The sequence below is a fragment of the Candidatus Lariskella endosymbiont of Epinotia ramella genome (assembly GCF_964019805.1).
Lineage (GTDB): Bacteria > Pseudomonadota > Alphaproteobacteria > Rickettsiales > Midichloriaceae > Lariskella.
Map to the genome: position 1 here is coordinate 511,785 of NZ_OZ026472.1, position 16,700 is coordinate 528,484.

Below are 16,700 nucleotides of genomic sequence, written 5' to 3' on the forward strand. Positions count from 1 at the left end.
CAACAAACGCGAGTTTATCAATTATTTGATATTAGACCTCTTGCATAACCATATAAATTGATTAAAATCCTTGATTTTATCAAGGATAACATGAAGTTTGAAAACATCAAAGATGAATACGCAGAAGAGTTTCGCAGGCTTACTGGCATTAAACGAGGAACGTTTGAAGTTATACTAAGTATATTAAAAGAAGCTGAAGCTATTTTAAAGTCTCAAGGTGGAAAACCCAATAAATTGGCTTTAGAAGATCGATTACTCATGACGCTTGAGTACTTGCGTGAATACAGGACATATTTTCATATTTCCCGCAGTTATGGAATAAGTGAAAGTGCCTGTTATCGTAATATACGTTGGATTGAAGATACTCTAATTAAAGATAAACGATTTTCACTACCTGGACGTAAAGCATTACTAAAAAGCGATTCTGAATACGAACTTGTGTTAATTGATGCTACTGAAACACCGATAGAACGACCTAAAAAAAACAGAAGCACTTTTATTCGGGAAAAAAGAGGCGACATACTCTAAAAACTCAGCTTATTGTGGATAAAAGGAAAAAAGAAATCATTTGCACTAATTTTTCTAATGGCAAGCGTCATGATTTCAGGTTATTTAAAGAATCCGGAGTTCACATCCACCCTGAGATTAAAGTTCTTACAGATACTGGTTATCAAGGCATTGATAAGTTGCATTATAATTCAGAGTTACCAAAGAAAAAGACAAAAAAGCGACCACTAAGCAGGAAAGATAAAAAGAAAAATCGTCAATTGTCTAGTGAACGTGTTTTAAATGAAAACGTCATAGGCATGATCAAACGATTTAAAATTATCGCTGATCGTTATAGGAACAGAAGAAAACGATTCGGTTTAAGGTTTAATTTACTTGCTGGTATCTATAACTTTGAGCTTTAAATAGGTTATGCAAGAGGTCTATTGTAGCTTCTAATAAATCTATATCTATTAAGTGAGATAAATCTCTTGCATTAGCTAAATGTATTACAGTCACGCCAAATTTATTTTTTTCATCTAACAATCTTTCGACTTCTTCCGGGAATGCAGCTACTAAGAATTTTAGAGAATCTGGTCTTGCTTGAGCGGCAGTATGTAGCACTGTGTATCCATAAATATTTTTCACCGCAAGCAATCTTTCACCAAATGTATCTATCAATAGTTTCAGTGAATCGAAGTTGCGCTGAGCAGCGTAGTGTAATATTGTGTTATCAAGTGTATCTTGTAATAGAAGAATTTCTTCTCCAAATACATCTATAAGGAGTTTTAGGGAGTCTGGTTTATATTGTATAGCAAATTGCAAAGCTGTTTGGTTATATTTATTTACTATCTCAAACACTTTCCTGCCAAACTTCTCTATCAAGAGTTTGAATGAATTTACATTATACTCAGCAGCCCAGTGCAAAACTGTATTTAAGTCATTATCCTTTATCTCAAATAATCTCTCTTCAAATGCTTCTATTAGTAGTTTTAGTGATTCTGGCGTATACTTTGTAGCCCAGTATAAGGCTGTACTTTCATCATTATTTACTACCTCGATCACTTCTTTTCCAAATGTATCTATCAGTAGTTTAAATGAGACTGGGTTTAAATGAGACTGGGTTTAAGCAAGCAGCTAGATGCGCTGCTGTATTTCCATTACTATTTTTCACTTCTATTGCTTTCTTTCCAAATCTCTTTATTAAGAGAGCAAGTGACGCTGGATTCTCAGCAGCTAAGTGAAATACTGATTCACCATCGATATTTTGCATTTCTGCTACTTTCTCTCCAAACTTTTCTATAAAGAGTTGTAGCGAGTCTGGATTGTATCGAGCGGCCCAATGCAGAGCAGTGTTGCCATAATTATTTTCTATATAAAGTACCTTTTCCTCAAATGCATCTATCAGAAGTTTTAATGAGTCTTGACTATATCGAGCAGCCCAATGCAGAGCAGTATTGCCGTAATTATTTTTTACATAAATTAGCTTTTCAACTTCTTCTTTAAATACTTCTATTAAGAGTTGGATTGAATTTGAGTTATGCTCTGCTGCAATATGTAGCACAGTATTGCCAGAACAGTTTTGCACATTTAACAACTCACCTACTTGTTCTTTAGATTTTTTTATCAAATTTTCTAGAAGTTTTATATCTTTCTTAACTGCGTAATGTAATTCGTGATATGTTAAATTGCTCGATATATCTTCGCTTTTCATAAATTACTTCCTGCAATCTGCATAATTTTAAGTTTAAAACAATAACCGCGAGATTTATTAGTATATTCAATAAATTATTGGATCAAGTTCAACATCAGTGTAGAGCCTTGCATCTAATTTATTTTAATAAGAAGATATCAAAAGTATTATATAATTTTATGTTGTTGAATGTGGTCCAAAACATAAATCTTGCTATATTATGTAGAGATAATTTGAGAGTTATTGAGATGTTTTGAAGATGTTTGCCGCAAAAGAAAATAATAGATGAAATATAATATTATTTTATTGCTATAGATACTTAGTATCTCATAAAGCTATGTTATAATCTTAGGTTTTTAAAAGCTTATAGGGCACTGTTTGCCAATTATTTTATCATTCACAACTTCTCTGAATATACGCTAAAATTGAGTTCAGAGCAGCTTTCCTAAAGTTTTTGAAAGACAAAATTCAACAATTTTTGTAGAATAAATATGCTGCGGCTGTTACTAAAGTGATAAAATAATACATATACTCGCCATATCTTTTAAAATTTGCGCTTTTTAGAGCGTGCTATTGAGATCTGATGAAAAAAGTAGCAAATTATCAAAAATCTTATGTGTTTTATTAAGTAGTATTTGCTAGGTACAGCACAAATTATATATCCGCAACTGAGCGCAGAGCTGCGCCTAAAAGCTAATTTTTGTACACTCAACTTTCCGAACAATTTATTTGCATATCAAATAGACTTTTGACGGACAGACTTCTTAGCTCTTTTTGAAGTCTAACTTCTTATGTATGCACTTACTTAAGGCAGCGTCTACATAATTTACCTGTGGTATACACTTCTTTATATTGATGAAAAAGTCTGCCATACACTAAGGTTATAGAATATAGCAATACGTGATTAAAAAATATTCATGTATGATGTGATATAGATTTACCTTTTACTACGCGTAAAATCCTTGCAAAGTTTTGATATGAATGAGATATTTGTACGAGGAAATTTTACGAGTTATATGCTTTTAAATGGCAACTATAGATTGCTGCAACTTTTGTATTTCAAAATCAAGCAAAATATATAACTGGCTTCTATAAACTTGTAAACACAAAGGTTTCAGTGTAACTAGCTTTATCTTCTTAACATTACCTTGATATGTCGCGCAAGGTAAAGGCATGGCTCTGTTAACCAAGTAATTGTGCTGGCCAATTTCTTCGCAAATATATAAAAGTATCATGCGCAGAAATTAACCTGCACTCTAAAAAATCATGCATTGCAAATCTTCGCGCGTGCACTTATTAAGGGAGTGTCATGGCGATTGTGTTATATATTAATAGTTTGTTTTGTCATAATAGCTTGCACAGCACGTTGTTCAAAGAATCCTAAAACAAATTTCTTATAAAAACCTTGAACTATACAAAATAAAAACACTAAGATCTAAGGCAACTCACTTATTTTATCCATATAAAAACATGATATATTTGTTAAATGTTAGCTTTAAGCGCATAAGTCATTTATTAGCAATTATAATATTGCTCTTTTGCACTTATAGTTCAAGAAATGTTCATGCACATATCAAACAAGCAGCAGATGTTTCAGCAAGTACGATACTATTAGACAATCAATATGTAATAATAGTGAATTTCCATTTGAACAATGAATGGAAAATTTATAGTACACATCCTGGCGATACAGGCATGCCTCCTTCTATAGAATTACTTCGTAAAAACAAGATGGATAAAGTTTTTATAAATGAAGTTATTTGGCCTCAAGCTAATAAATATGAAGAAGATGTTTCGGGTGAAGTGGTAACGTCATATGTTTATGATAAGGATTTCAGTATAATAGTAAAAATAGGGAAGGAAGAATATACAGCAACTCAAGATCTATCAATTATAGTAAAATATGCTGCTTGTAATGTAATTTGCGCTGTCTTTGAACATAAAATAGATGTGGCGCTTCCTTCTAATCATGCAAATACTCAAGCTGCAGGTAAAATTGATGTTCTTGAAATATGTTTAATCATGTTTGGAGCAATGCTTGGCGGCTTTATACTCAATTTTATGCCATGTGTATTTCCAGTTCTTTCCATAAAACTATTTGGCATTATTAAACATAGCAAAAAAGAGCATAAAGTTATTACGATGAACCTTTTATGTAATGCTATTGGTATTATATTAACATTTCTTATAATGGCAATAATTACTATATTATTTAAATCAGGAGGAAAGCTGATTGGGTGGGGAATACATTTTCAGTCACCAATCTTCTTAATTGTACTCATTATCATTATGGCGCTAGTTGCAAGTAATTTATGGGGTGATTTTGAAGTGAAATTACCGAGTTTTATAAATAATAAATTTGGTCTCATAGAAATTAATAATGAGTATTTAGGCAGCGTTTTTTCAGGTGTTCTTGCTACAATACTTGCAACCCCATGCACAGCTCCATTTTTGGCAACATCTCTTGCTTTTGCACTGAGTCAGAATTTTTTGATGATCCTACTGACCTATCTTTGTATAGGGCTTGGTATGGCTATACCTTATGCAGCGCTATCAATGAAGCCAGCACTACTTTCCAAGCTACCAAAACCTGGTAATTGGATGGAGCATACAAAAAAAATTATGGCTTGCTTTGTTTTGCTAACTATTTTGTGGCTTGTTTATATATTATCTTATCATTTTAATTTGCAATCCATAATTGCATTATGTTTTGGATTGTTTGTATTTCGAGTAGTGTTGATCAAATCTCACTATTTTAAAGCCGCTATACGCTATGTTGTTCTAACTTCTGTGATATTAGCTTTTTCGCTTTTATCATATTGTGTCAACGATAACGCAAAAGATGATCAAAATATCGATGCAATATGGGAAAATTTTGACGCTGATAAGTTACAGCGCTATGTAAATAACGGACAAACTGTTTTGATTGATGTAACTGCTAGCTGGTGTGTTACTTGTAAGGTAAATAAGATAATGATTTTGGATAATAAGGATGTAATAAACATGCTTAAAAAGAAAAATGTTTTATTAATGAGAGCAGATTACACGCATAGTAATCACGAGATATCAAAGTTTCTTGTAACTCATTCACAGCATGGAATTCCGCTAAATGTAATATATGGCCCTAAAAATCTTACTGGACTAAAATTACCAATTGTGTTGACACGGGATATATTGTTTGAAGGAATTGCATCAGTTCAATAGTTTGCTTGTCGTTATGTGAGATAATACATGCGTAGGATCAGTAGATATAAGCTAGGAAGCTCATCTCAAGATCTTTATGAGTGGATGGACTTCCTGGCGCTTGCGCTGTTAATTTTTTTAGTCGTGCGCCAAAAGCCTCAGAAGAGGTATGAAATGCTGCCATAAGTGTCAAAATAGCGCTTTAAATCCGTAAGAAAATGTTATAAAAGACTCAAAAAACTTACGGATTTTGTGAAAGTAGCATCTGCTTAAGCATAGTGAGCTAATATATCAGAAAATTAGCATAGAGCCGCAGCTTTAGGCTAATTTTTATACATTTCACTTCTCCACAAAAATTTATTTGCCTAGCAAATCAATTTTTGGCGGATGGAAAATTTATCCTATACTTAGCAAATGCTACTTTAAGTGCTGCCAATAAAATCTATAAGGTCTTTGGCAATTTTGCCACTCTTTCTGCTGGATTTTTGGTGCATCATAGTTGCTTATAATTGCTTGCAGTCAAGATAAATCATATGTCCTTTAGAGTTATGATGGACAGACTATTTTGTCTTTGTGATAAATTTTAAGTCAGCCTATCCGTCAAAACCCCTTCAGCTTTGTTTTGATTGAAAGCTGAAGAGTTTGAAAAAATGAAGCGATTAGAAGCGGAATCCTACACCTATGGCTATATTATGCGCAGTGAGAGAGGTGTTAAATTTTACATTTACATCTTTTAGATTGAGATTGCCTACCTTTATATCTCCCGTTAGCTCTTGCACTGTTTGTTCTTCTACTTTAGATTTTATAGACATAGAGAAGGTATAGCCAATATCAAGAAATATATTATTTGAGGCATTATATATTATTCCAACTCCAACTGCAGCGGCAGGCAAATTTATCTTCTGCGACATAATACCATGATAACCAAGACCTGCTTTAATATAAGGAGAAAACTGAGAAGTTGGGGTGAAGTTATATTGGCAGTTTACAAAGGCATTATACTTAACAGTGTGCGAATCGTTTTCTTTTCTGTAAAATACACCAAGATCAAGCTCCGTAGCAAAGCTCTGAGCGAAGTGGTATCCAATAGAAAATTTAGTTGCAGGCCCATTTATTGATGCGCTATCACTTACTGAGTTGACTGACGTTTTTCTACTAAGAATTTCATAACCTGCGCTTGCTTTTACATAAAACGGCTTAAATTTGTTAGTTTTATCGCCATCAGCTAAAGCAGTTCCAGCAAGAATAGTTGCCGCAAGAGCTGCATATGAGATCATCCCAAGATTTTTCATATAACCTTCCATATTATTTATATATTGTAAATTGAAACATTCTGAATAAGAAGAAATTAGCAATGTTTCGCACATGGAAACGCATGATAATGCGAATGAATCGCTTTTTCAAATGAATATGCATATATTCCGCATAAAATTTTTGCATATGTTGCTTATAAATCACATAATATAAAATTTTTAGCTAATATATTATTGTTATATCTGTTTAATTTGGAGATTCTTAATAAATTCGCAGTATTTTAATGCCACTGCTGCTGATATAAATATAGTATATTGCATATATTAAAATCTTGTTCAGAGAAAATTTATGCGTTATAGCAATGCAACAGTAGGCACTGCCTGTAAAATCAGGCATAATAATTTTTTTAGAATAGTCTCATAAAGAAGTAGCATTCTGATGATGACCAATTTTGAAAAATATGATGAATATAATCTAAAAGTATTAATGGCAAATGATTAGACATCAGATACTTGTAATAAAAAGACTTGAGTCCTATATTAATTATAAAAGCACGAAGTCTTAACAAATTTTTTGGTTTTGAGTTATGGATTTAGAAAAATTTACAGATAATAGTAAAGCTGCTATTCAACAAGCGCATGTCTCAGCTGTTTCAATGGGAAATCAGCAGCTTACGCCAGAACATCTAATGGAAGCATTGCTAAAATCTGGAGATTCCGTTGTGTTGCAGTTGCTTTCTGTTTGTTCTATATCTCCAGAACTTATTCAATCTAAAATCAGTGAAGCGCTAGGTAAGCTCCCAAAGATCAGCGGAAGCGGTGCAAGCGGTCAGGTTTTTATATCGCAAGATATGGCAAAAGTGCTGAAAAAAGCTGAAGAACTAGCATCAACTCATGGCGATTCATTCATAACAACTGAGCGCTTACTGCAAGCTATGGCAGAAGAGAAGGGAAGTAATATACAAAACATCTTAGATTCCTCTGGCTTAAACAGCAAAAAACTTGAATCTGCAATAAACAACTTGAGGCGCGGTAGAGTGGCAGATTCTCCAAATGCTGAGCAAACTTTCGATGCAATAAGGAAATATGCAAAAGATGTTACAGCACTTGCTGCATCAGGTAAGCTAGACCCTGTCATAGGAAGAGATGAAGAGATTAGACGTACCATTCAAGTGCTTTCTCGTAGAACAAAAAATAATCCTATACTTATAGGTGAACCAGGAGTAGGAAAGACAGCAATTATAGAAGGTCTTGCACAGAGAATTATAATGGGAGATGTCCCTGAAAGTTTAAAGAATGTAAAATTGATGGCGCTAGATCTTGGCGCGCTGATAGCTGGAGCAAAATTCCGCGGTGAGTTTGAGGAAAGGCTCAAGGCTGTGCTAAATGAAATTACACAAGCTAGTGGCGAGATAGTCTTGTTTATAGATGAAATGCATACTCTTGTCGGTGCTGGAGCTGCAGAAGGCTCTATGGACGCATCAAACTTACTGAAACCTGCTCTAGCCAGGGGAGATCTGCACTGTGTTGGCGCAACCACCCTTGGCGAATATAAGAAATATATAGAAAAAGATGCAGCTCTTGCAAGAAGATTTCAACCTGTCTATGTTAGTGAGCCAACTGTTGCAGATACAATTTCAATACTTAGAGGACTCAAGGAAAAATATGAAGTGCATCATGGAATACGAATTAATGATAGCGCAATAATTGCTGCTGCTACTCTTGCAAGCAGATACATAACAGATAGATTCCTTCCAGACAAAGCTATAGACTTGATAGATGAAGCTGCAAGCCGTTTAAGAATGCAAGTTGATAGTAAACCAGAGAAAATAGATGAACTCGATCGAAAAATTATACAGCTCAAAATAGAAGAAATGGCGCTTTCTAAGGAGGAGGATGAAGTTTCAAAAGAGAGACTAAAAAATCTTAGAAGTGAGCTTCAAAAGATGGAATCCGAATCTATGGATCTGACTAGCAAGTGGCAAAGCGAGAAATTAAAAATCAATGAGCTGAAAGCTCTAAAAGAGAAACTGGATTCCGCTAGAATGTCGCTTGAGTCTGCTCAACGTTCAGGTGACTTAAATAAAGCTGGAGAAATAATGTATGGAGTTATTCCTGAACTCGAGCAAAAAATAAAAGAATCTTCTGAAGCAAAGAAAAATATCATGTTGCAAGAATCCATATCTGATGCTGAAATTGCATCGATCGTATCAAGATGGACAGGTATTCCAGTAGATAAGATGTTGACCTCAGAGCGGGATAAACTCCTTAATATGGAGCAATATTTGGAGAAATATGTTGTTGGGCAGCATGCTGCTGTGGAATCTGTTAGTAACGCAGTGAAACGTGCAAGATCTGGAATTGCAGATCAAGAGAAGCCAATTGGTTCATTCTTGTTTTTGGGGCCAACTGGTGTTGGCAAAACTGAACTTACAAAAGCGCTTGCCATCTTTTTGTTTGACGATAAAAAAGCAATCGTCAGAATAGATATGTCAGAATATATGGAAAAACATGCTGTTGCTAGGTTAATAGGAGCACCTCCTGGATATGTTGGCTATGAAGAAGGTGGTGTTTTGACTGAAGCAGTGCGAAGAAGGCCATATCAAGTTATTTTATTTGATGAGGTTGAAAAAGCACATCCTGAGGTGTTTAATATACTACTGCAAATGCTAGATGAGGGTAGACTTACAGATAGTAAAGGTCGCACTGTTGATTTTAGAAATACTCTTATTATTCTTACTTCTAACCTTGGAGCGGAAATTATCGCAGGACTACAGGAAAATGAGTCCATAGAGATGGCAAAGACTGGAGTAATGGAGGCTGTAAAGAGGTCTTTTAAGCCAGAGTTCATAAATAGGTTAGATGAGATAATACTATTTAACAGACTGAAGCAGTCAGATATGAGCGCAATAGTTGATATACAGCTCGCCAAACTTTCTGCGCTATTAATGCAGCAGAATATAAGCGTAACATTTGATGACAACTTAAAAAAATGGCTTGCAGATAGGGGTTATGATCCAACTTTTGGTGCAAGGCCACTAAAGAGGGTGATACAGCAGTATCTGCAAAATAAATTAGCAGAAAAGATTTTATCAGGAGAAATTAAAGAAAACAGTAGTATAAATGTATATATGAATGATGAGAGTTTGGTAGATATTAAGAATAACTAGCATGTTTATATTGTACTCTTGGTTGCTGTTTAAGTTGTGAAAAATTTTCGATTTTTTATCTGTATGCAGTGTACAAATGCTTAGTGTCGTGGTACTTTCTTGAGTATTATAATGTCGAGTTTATACCTTGATACTTCTATTTGTAATAGTGAGAGACAAGCTTGACATTTTATAAGCACTGAGCTTTTCTCTATATATAAGTTTTTGATGATGCTAAACTACTTTTTTCCATTTTAGAAATACTGTGTTAGCTTCAGTTTTGACTTACTCGCTTGCTTTTTAGTTTGTCTACTTATCATTTTGTTATAGTGGTAATAATTATTTGTGCTTTTGTTGTAAACGCAGCAAGCATAAACTCTGGGCCAGTTGGTACGTGTGTTTATTATGTAAATATAATATGTATATGCTGAACTTGTTTTCTATAAGTGTCAGAGCTTTGTTCTGCTTCTTTTTTATTGCTTGTTGTGCATTTAGTATATCACTGGCAAGTGAACATATAGAATTGAAGAAGGAGAAATGGAAATTCGATGGGCCATTTGGAACATTTGATAGACAGGCAATTCAAAGGGGTTTGAAAGTATATAGGGAAGTTTGTTCTGCTTGTCATGCGGTAAGCAGACTATCATTTAGAAATCTAATGGAAATCGGTTTTTCCAAAGAAGAAGCTGATTCGATAGCATCAGATTATACTGTTGAAGATGGGCCAGATGATTCAGGCGCGATGTTTCAAAGACCAGCTAAAATTTTTGATCACCTGCCTGGTCCTTTCGAAAATGAGAAGGCTGCAAGAGCTGCGAATAATGGTGCATACCCTCCAGATTTATCGCTGATTATTAAAGCAAGGGAAGGGGATGCAGATTATGTTTATTCCATACTGACTGGATATAAAAAAGATGTTCCACCTTCAATTGTGCTTGGAGATGGTATGCATTACAATCCTTACTTTCAGTCAGAGCAAATCGCAATGCCTCCTCCACTTTTATCTGACGGACAGGTTTACTATACAGATGGAACAAATCCAACGATTGATCAAATGGCCCGGGATGTTGTAAATTTTTTGCAGTGGGTTGCTGAACCTGAGATGGAACAGCGTAAATCTCTTGGTGTGAGAGTGATTATCTTTACAATAATATTTACTCTTATCATGTATCTTGCGAAGAGGCGTATATGGTCCAGACTTCATAAAAAAGATTGAGTGCCTATAGCAATTGAAACGAATGATATTAGATGACTAAGTATAAGATGTTATTTTGTCCATCCGCCAAAAATTGATTTGCGCAAGCAAATAAATTTTTATGGAGAAGTGAAATGTGCAAAAATTAGCTCAGGATTCGGCAATGTGCTAATTTTTGGATATATTAATTTGTCCTGTGCCGCGCGCAAAAACACTGCTTTCACAAAATCCGTAAGATTTTTGCGTTTATTATAACATTTTCTTACGGATTTAAAGCGCTATTTTGACACTCGGGGTGCTATTTCATGCTTGTTTTGAGACTTTTGGTGCGCGTACTATAGCCAACTAACTATAAAATAGTTATAAAAGAAGGAAAAAGGAAATGTTAAAAAGATGTCGTATTCATTAGATTTTCGTCTAAAAATTGCTCAATTGATGAACTGTTCTCTATAATTATTTTATAGTTAGTTGGCTATAGTATACAAATTAATTCACGCAATTATATGAAGTCATTATCATCAATTTTGCGTATTTGGTTTAGATTTGGAATTGTATAATTTTATATTGAGTGTTTTTTCAGATTTATCAACAAGAAGCGTCACACACGCACATCCAGTAATATTTAAAAGTGTTGTAGCCATATCTAATATTCTATCGACACTTGCAATAAGTAATACACCCTCTACTGGTAGTCCTACAGAATGCAGTACCATTCCTAAAAATAGTAGTACTCCACCTGGGATACCAGCCCCACCAATTGATGCAAAAGTGCACATAAAAAATAGCGTCATATAGTTCGCAAAAGAAAGATCTACACCCATCATTTGAGCGAAGAAGATTGCACACGCTCCTTGATATATCGCACCACCATCCATGTTGAGAGCTGCTGAAAGTGGTAATAGAAATCTACTATTTTGTCTAGAAACTCCGAGATTTTTTTCTGCAACTTGCATCAAAGGAACAAGAGTCGCTTTTGAACTACTTGTGGAGAAAGCGATCATTTGACAACCAAATACTTTCTTATAAAATGGTATAGGAGAAAGTTTTCCCCAGACGATTATTAAAATACCAAAAAATATATATTGTGCTAAACATCCTAAAAAGATAGTGATCATAAGTTCACCAAGCGAGAATATTATGCCTATTCCCTCTTCTCCAACCATTGATGCCATATAGCCAAACACTCCTATCGGAGCAATTTTCATAATCATTTGTACAGCTTGAAAAAGCATCTTTGCTATTTCATGACAAATCTTAATTAAGTTAGCACATTCATTATGCTTTATATTGAGTGTAACTCCTACAAAAAATGCAAAAAGTATAACCTGCAGTATATTACCACTTGCCATTGCCTCAAAAACATTGGTTGGTATTATATTGATTAACATATCCATAATCGTCGAATCTGATTGAGGTTGAAACGATTGTGGTGTAGCGGTTCTATATGCGTCTAATATCGAAGGAGAGACATTAGAACCAGGCTTTAAAATAGCCGCAGCTCCTATTCCGATTGCAACAGCGCAAACAGAGGTAATAAAGAAAGCGGCAAATGCTTTCATGCTAATTCTGTATAATCCAATTGAGGTTTCGACGCTTGTAATTCCAAATAATATTGCAAAGAATATCATTGGAATTGTAATCATCTTGATTAGATTCAGAAATATACTTCCTAAATAGCCTAAAACAGAAGCGTTATGTTTGAATACAACACCTACTACAATACCAAGAACAAGTCCTATCAAAACTTGTTGCCAAGATGATAACCTAAATATTGCAAATCGCATGTAACGTCCTCAATCACGTTTAGTTATAGTAAAACAACACTTAAAAACACATGATAACTATCATAAGACTAACTAAATTGCAACATATAGAATGCAATAGTCAATTTTTACTTTATACTAAGCATTTTTAGCTTATATATTTATTAAATAGTAGTTTTATTATAATTAATAAATTACAAAGTGTTCTTATTTTATTATCATCGCGCACTACTTTAGCTCTTATAATCCTATTTTTTTTATTTTAGTTATTTTAATAGTTTACAATTTAACATGAATAGTGGAGCATTTTTAATACAAAGCAGTTTTACAGCAAAATGGTAGTATATTGCTTGTAAGTATCACAAACAACCTTTTAGTACTGTTCTAATATTCAACCTATAGTATGCCATTATTGCTTAGTGTATGATAACTGTAAAATCATTTTAGAATAATATAAAAAATAATGCTTTGTCACAGTACAAATTTTAGAATATATACAAGTGGTTTGTTGCTGTGTTTAACTATTAGAAAGATTTTATATTGAAAGTAGTTTAGCAAAAGAGGAAGGAGGAAGCCTTGCAGGACATATATCAGATATATTTGCCAGTGGCTGGGACAAGTATTAACGTTCTTGTACTCATTGCTCTGGGGCTCGGAGTTGGTCTCCTATCTGGCATGTTTAGCATAGGTGGAAGTATGATTTGTGTTCCTGTATTGGTTTTTATAGGGATTCCGCCGCAGGTTGCAATAGTGACTGCAACTAATCAAATGATTGCCTCATCTTTTTCTGGATATCTTGTATATGCAAGACGTGCTTTAGTTGATTATAAACTTTCCTTAGTTATGCTTTGCGGTAGCATTATAGGTGTTCTGACTGGGATATGGCTATTTTCTCTCTTATCGTTCTTGGGTCATGTGGATCTTTTTGTATCAATTGGTCTAGTTCTAACTCTAAGTATAGCAGGCTTTCTTGCTGCAAAAGATGCAGCAAGAATAATATATTACAAATATAAGAAAATAAAATTGCCTGAATCACAAATATCAAATATTGCTAAACATATTCGTATTTTGTGCGTCTATTTTCCAAGTATTAGAGCTAAAATTAGCGTGATATTGCCATTATTAGTTGGTATGGTTGGAGGTTTTACGCTATCATTTGTTGGTATAGGTGGAAGTATTTTGATGCTTCCAATGGCACTGCATATACTTGGGACAATGCCAAGTTATACCGTTGGAACAATTCAGTTTCATGTAATTTTTTCTGCAATTTTTGCAACTATTTTGCATGCTATGACCTCTCAAAGTCTCGATATTGTATTATCGTTTGCATTGATAATCGGCTCAGTTTTTGGTACGCATATAGGTGCAAGAATAAGCGCTAGGTTTAATCAAGAAACCTTTAAGGTACTTCTTGGATTTCTTATAATAATGCTTTGCTTAAGAGTAGCTATAAATCTATTCGTGATGCCAAAAGATTTGTATCATATTGAATTCTTAAATCAATGAGAAACATAAGAATCATTCTTGCATCACTAATATTGATGACTTCTCTTGCAGAGAATGCTACAGGAAGATCTAATATCACTGCAAAACTGTCTCAGAAGAATATTGTAAAAGGATATAACTTCAAGCAGGAGGTTTTGTCTGTATCTGGTAAAATATCTGATGATAATATTGATATTATCGTTGAGGTTTATGGGCCACTTGCAACGTATAGGATCTGGAAAAAAGAAAAGAAAATAGTGTTTTGGGTGAATAGTATAAATATTGTAATACCTTCTGTATACTCATATTACTCTATTGCAGCCACCAATAAAAATAACAAAACAATAAAATCGTTAACTGAATCAATAAATGCGAACTTTATACGGTATTTAAATGAGATAATAACACATCATGCAAAGAAATTTGATGTTGCAGATACTCAGAGAGTGTTTCAAAAAATTCAATCTAAGAATGGATTTTTTATTAGAAATGTTTCACAAATAGATAAAAAAGATAAAATGTTTGTATATGATATACATCTTCCTGCGAGTGCAATTACAGGAAAATATACTGTAAAAGTTTATGCTGTTAAAGATAATAAGATTATAGAAATTAAGTACTTAACATTTTCTGTTCATAAAGATAAATTGTATTTAAAGTTAGATAATCTTGCTACACAAAACCCATTGCTATATGCTGGCGCAGCCGTATTTGTGAGTATTTTTATAAGTTTGCTCGTTGGATTATTATTTAAGAATTTTTTATGAATTTAATATATTGATATGCTATCTAGAGAAAAATTAATTCCCCCATGTAGCGGAAAAGTTTTACTACATTCTTGTTGTGCACCTTGCGCTGGTGAAGTTATGGAAGCAATGCTAGCATCTGAGATAGATTTTACTATCTTTTTCTATAACCCTAATATTCATCCTTTGAAAGAGTATGAGATGAGAAAAAGTGAAAATATAAGATATGCTGAGCGTTTTGGAATATCATTTGTTGATGCTGATTACGACGTGCAGAATTGGTTTGCCAGGGCTAAAGGTATGGAAAATGAGCCGGAAAGAGGGATTAGATGTACAATGTGTTTTGATATGAGATTTTTGCGTACAGCTCTATATGCAAAAGAAAATGGCTTTCCGATTTTTACAAGCTCTCTGGGAATATCAAGATGGAAAAATATGGAACAAATTAATGAATGCGGAGAGAGAGCTGCTTCACATTATGACGGTGTTCAATATTGGACTTATAATTGGCGTAAAAATGGTGGTAGTGCAAGGATGTATGAAATAGCAAAGCGAGAGAATTTTTATAAGCAAGAATACTGCGGCTGTATATATTCATTGCGTGATACGAACTCTTGGAGGATAAAAAACGGTAAAAATGAAATAAAAATATGTGAACAGTTTTATAAAGAAAAGCTTTATTAGTCTATCCATCAAAAATTTATTTGCTGCGCTAATTTTCGGATATATAGCTAAAGCGTCATAAAAAGATTATGACAAATAGTTTGTAAAGAGTTCATCAAGCGTACAGTTGGTATTACGTCGAATTTGTTTAGCTTGGGCCCATTTTTTCTCAATAGGATTTAAATCTGGAGAATATGGAGGCAAATAAAGCAATGTGTGGCAAGAATTTCCAATCAATTGCTGCATATCAACACCTTTATGAAAAGTTGCATTATCCATTACAATCACGCAATTTGGGGGAATATTGGGTAATAAAATGTTTTCCACCCAACATGTAAACACTGATGTATCAACCGATCCTGTTAGCAACCCAATAGCAACTAAAGTGCTTCCCATCAAAGCCCCAATAGCATTCGTTCTGTCTTTGGCACCCCAATCATGCTTGCCATAGCAACGCCGTCCCTTAATCGAATAACCATGTGTTCTAGGCATATCGTGAGCAAAGCCGCTTTCATCAATATAAACAATTTGCTTCCCTTCATTTTCCAAATCAGCAATCCTTTGGCAAAACATAGATCTTTTTTCTGGATCCGCTTTTGGATGATTTAGAGTTTTTTTTATAGCTAACACCTAAGCGATATTGCGCATCTCTTATCCCGGTTGTACTAGCACACAGGCGTGCTGCCCTTTCATAGCAATAGCTATCTGGATACTCTTCTATATCCTTCTTGAGTGCTACAACGTCTATTTTGCTCCATTTCTTATGCCTATACTTTTGTGGTTCAATATTTTGACTCCAACGAAATATTGCAGCTTTGGATATTCCAAATTTCTTCGCAACCTCAGAAAATGATAACTCTTCTTTTGCCTTGATCTTTAATATCTTTTTTCTGAATGAGAGCGGATAGGTCATTTTTTTCTCTATAGTTATACCTTTGATAGCATAGCATAGCAAATCCTTCACTCATACTCCTTTTATAACGCTTTTGCTATATAATTTGTCCGATACTTGTAAAAAACCTTATGGATTTTAAAAATTCACCTCTGCAAAAGTGTTCTACTTGAAACCTTAAGTGCGAATTTT

General features: G+C 34.0%; 13 protein-coding genes. 7 read left to right on the forward strand and 6 right to left on the reverse strand.

Annotated elements, in window-relative coordinates; all coding sequences use genetic code 11:
- The first annotated feature begins 90 nt into the window (after positions 1-90).
- A protein-coding gene (locus AACL20_RS02220; RefSeq protein ID WP_339051669.1) for an IS5 family transposase occupies positions 91-911 on the forward strand; the annotation gives its coding sequence in 2 pieces (ribosomal slippage) (positions 91-478 and positions 478-911; 822 coding nt in all).
- Here AACL20_RS02220 and AACL20_RS02225 read toward each other — a convergent pair.
- Together AACL20_RS02225 and AACL20_RS02230 are read right to left on the reverse strand one after the other, a co-directional pair.
- On the reverse strand, positions 874-1,551 hold the full coding sequence (locus AACL20_RS02225) for an ankyrin repeat domain-containing protein (protein WP_339052471.1): 678 nt from the start codon (positions 1,549-1,551) through the stop codon (positions 874-876). The two genes, AACL20_RS02220 and AACL20_RS02225, sit on opposite strands and share 38 nt — an antisense overlap.
- Before the next feature lie 28 nt (positions 1,552-1,579).
- Positions 1,580-2,200, reverse strand: coding sequence for an ankyrin repeat domain-containing protein (locus AACL20_RS02230; protein ID WP_339052472.1), 621 nt, complete (start codon positions 2,198-2,200; stop codon positions 1,580-1,582).
- Positions 2,201-3,649: 1,449 nt separating this feature from the next.
- On the opposite strand from AACL20_RS02230, the gene AACL20_RS02235 reads away from it, so the two are divergent.
- Positions 3,650-5,383, forward strand: coding sequence for a protein-disulfide reductase DsbD family protein (locus AACL20_RS02235; RefSeq protein WP_339052473.1), 1,734 nt, complete (start codon positions 3,650-3,652; stop codon positions 5,381-5,383).
- A 638-nt stretch (positions 5,384-6,021) separates the two neighbouring features.
- Here the strand turns inward: AACL20_RS02235 and AACL20_RS02240 are convergent.
- Positions 6,022-6,666 (reverse strand): OmpW family outer membrane protein, encoded by a 645-nt coding sequence (locus tag AACL20_RS02240; RefSeq protein WP_339052474.1) that lies wholly within the window; start codon positions 6,664-6,666, stop codon positions 6,022-6,024.
- 536 nt (positions 6,667-7,202) lie between these two features.
- Here AACL20_RS02240 and clpB point away from each other — a divergent pair.
- Positions 7,203-9,785 carry an ATP-dependent chaperone ClpB gene (gene clpB, locus AACL20_RS02245; protein ID WP_339052475.1) on the forward strand — a complete coding sequence of 861 codons (2,583 nt, stop codon included), beginning with the start codon at positions 7,203-7,205 and terminating at the stop codon, positions 9,783-9,785.
- Between the two features lie 403 nt (positions 9,786-10,188).
- A complete protein-coding gene (locus AACL20_RS02250; protein ID WP_339052476.1) occupies positions 10,189-10,980 on the forward strand; it encodes a cytochrome c1 in 792 nt (263 codons plus the stop codon).
- 497 nt (positions 10,981-11,477) lie between these two features.
- Here the strand turns inward: AACL20_RS02250 and AACL20_RS02255 are convergent, their stop codons facing one another.
- On the reverse strand, positions 11,478-12,743 hold the full coding sequence (locus AACL20_RS02255; RefSeq protein ID WP_339052477.1) for a dicarboxylate/amino acid:cation symporter: 1,266 nt from the start codon (positions 12,741-12,743) through the stop codon (positions 11,478-11,480).
- Positions 12,744-13,328: 585 nt separating this feature from the next.
- Here AACL20_RS02255 and AACL20_RS02260 point away from each other — a divergent pair.
- From AACL20_RS02260 to AACL20_RS02270, 3 genes are read left to right on the forward strand one after another with little or no spacing between them, the layout of a single operon-like run.
- Positions 13,329-14,228, forward strand: a complete 900-nt coding sequence (locus tag AACL20_RS02260) for a sulfite exporter TauE/SafE family protein (RefSeq protein ID WP_339042308.1) — start codon at positions 13,329-13,331, stop codon at positions 14,226-14,228.
- Positions 14,225-14,974, forward strand: a complete 750-nt coding sequence (locus AACL20_RS02265; protein ID WP_339052478.1) for a TIGR02186 family protein — start codon at positions 14,225-14,227, stop codon at positions 14,972-14,974. The genes AACL20_RS02260 and AACL20_RS02265 overlap by 4 nt, the downstream gene beginning before the upstream one ends.
- 15 nt (positions 14,975-14,989) lie before the next feature.
- Positions 14,990-15,637 (forward strand): epoxyqueuosine reductase QueH, encoded by a 648-nt coding sequence (locus tag AACL20_RS02270; RefSeq protein ID WP_339042312.1) that lies wholly within the window; start codon positions 14,990-14,992, stop codon positions 15,635-15,637.
- A gap of 66 nt (positions 15,638-15,703) precedes the next feature.
- Here the strand turns inward: AACL20_RS02270 and AACL20_RS02275 are convergent, their stop codons facing one another.
- Positions 15,704-16,189, reverse strand: coding sequence for an IS630 family transposase (locus AACL20_RS02275; protein WP_339052479.1), 486 nt, complete (start codon positions 16,187-16,189; stop codon positions 15,704-15,706).
- The gene (locus AACL20_RS02280) at positions 16,167-16,580 is read right to left on the reverse strand and encodes an IS630 transposase-related protein (protein ID WP_339051860.1); all 414 of its coding nucleotides are present in this window, start codon (positions 16,578-16,580) and stop codon (positions 16,167-16,169) included. The genes AACL20_RS02275 and AACL20_RS02280 overlap by 23 nt, the downstream gene beginning before the upstream one ends.
- Between the last annotated feature and the right edge of the window lie 120 nt (positions 16,581-16,700).

What these genes read in the sequence shown, in the direction of transcription:
- AACL20_RS02255 (WP_339052477.1), bottom strand. Translation starts at nt 12,743, where the DNA reads ATGCGATTTGCAATATTTAGGTTATCATCTTGGCAACAAGTTTTGATA.
- AACL20_RS02230 (WP_339052472.1), bottom strand. Translation starts at nt 2,200, where the DNA reads ATGAAAAGCGAAGATATATCGAGCAATTTAACATATCACGAATTACAT.
- AACL20_RS02270 (WP_339042312.1), top strand. Translation starts at nt 14,990, where the DNA reads ATGCTATCTAGAGAAAAATTAATTCCCCCATGTAGCGGAAAAGTTTTA.
- AACL20_RS02265 (WP_339052478.1), top strand. Translation starts at nt 14,225, where the DNA reads ATGAGAAACATAAGAATCATTCTTGCATCACTAATATTGATGACTTCT.
- AACL20_RS02250 (WP_339052476.1), top strand. Translation starts at nt 10,189, where the DNA reads ATGCTGAACTTGTTTTCTATAAGTGTCAGAGCTTTGTTCTGCTTCTTT.
- AACL20_RS02240 (WP_339052474.1), bottom strand. Translation starts at nt 6,666, where the DNA reads ATGGAAGGTTATATGAAAAATCTTGGGATGATCTCATATGCAGCTCTT.
- AACL20_RS02275 (WP_339052479.1), bottom strand. Translation starts at nt 16,189, where the DNA reads ATGTTTTGCCAAAGGATTGCTGATTTGGAAAATGAAGGGAAGCAAATT.
- AACL20_RS02235 (WP_339052473.1), top strand. Translation starts at nt 3,650, where the DNA reads ATGATATATTTGTTAAATGTTAGCTTTAAGCGCATAAGTCATTTATTA.
- clpB (WP_339052475.1), top strand. Translation starts at nt 7,203, where the DNA reads ATGGATTTAGAAAAATTTACAGATAATAGTAAAGCTGCTATTCAACAA.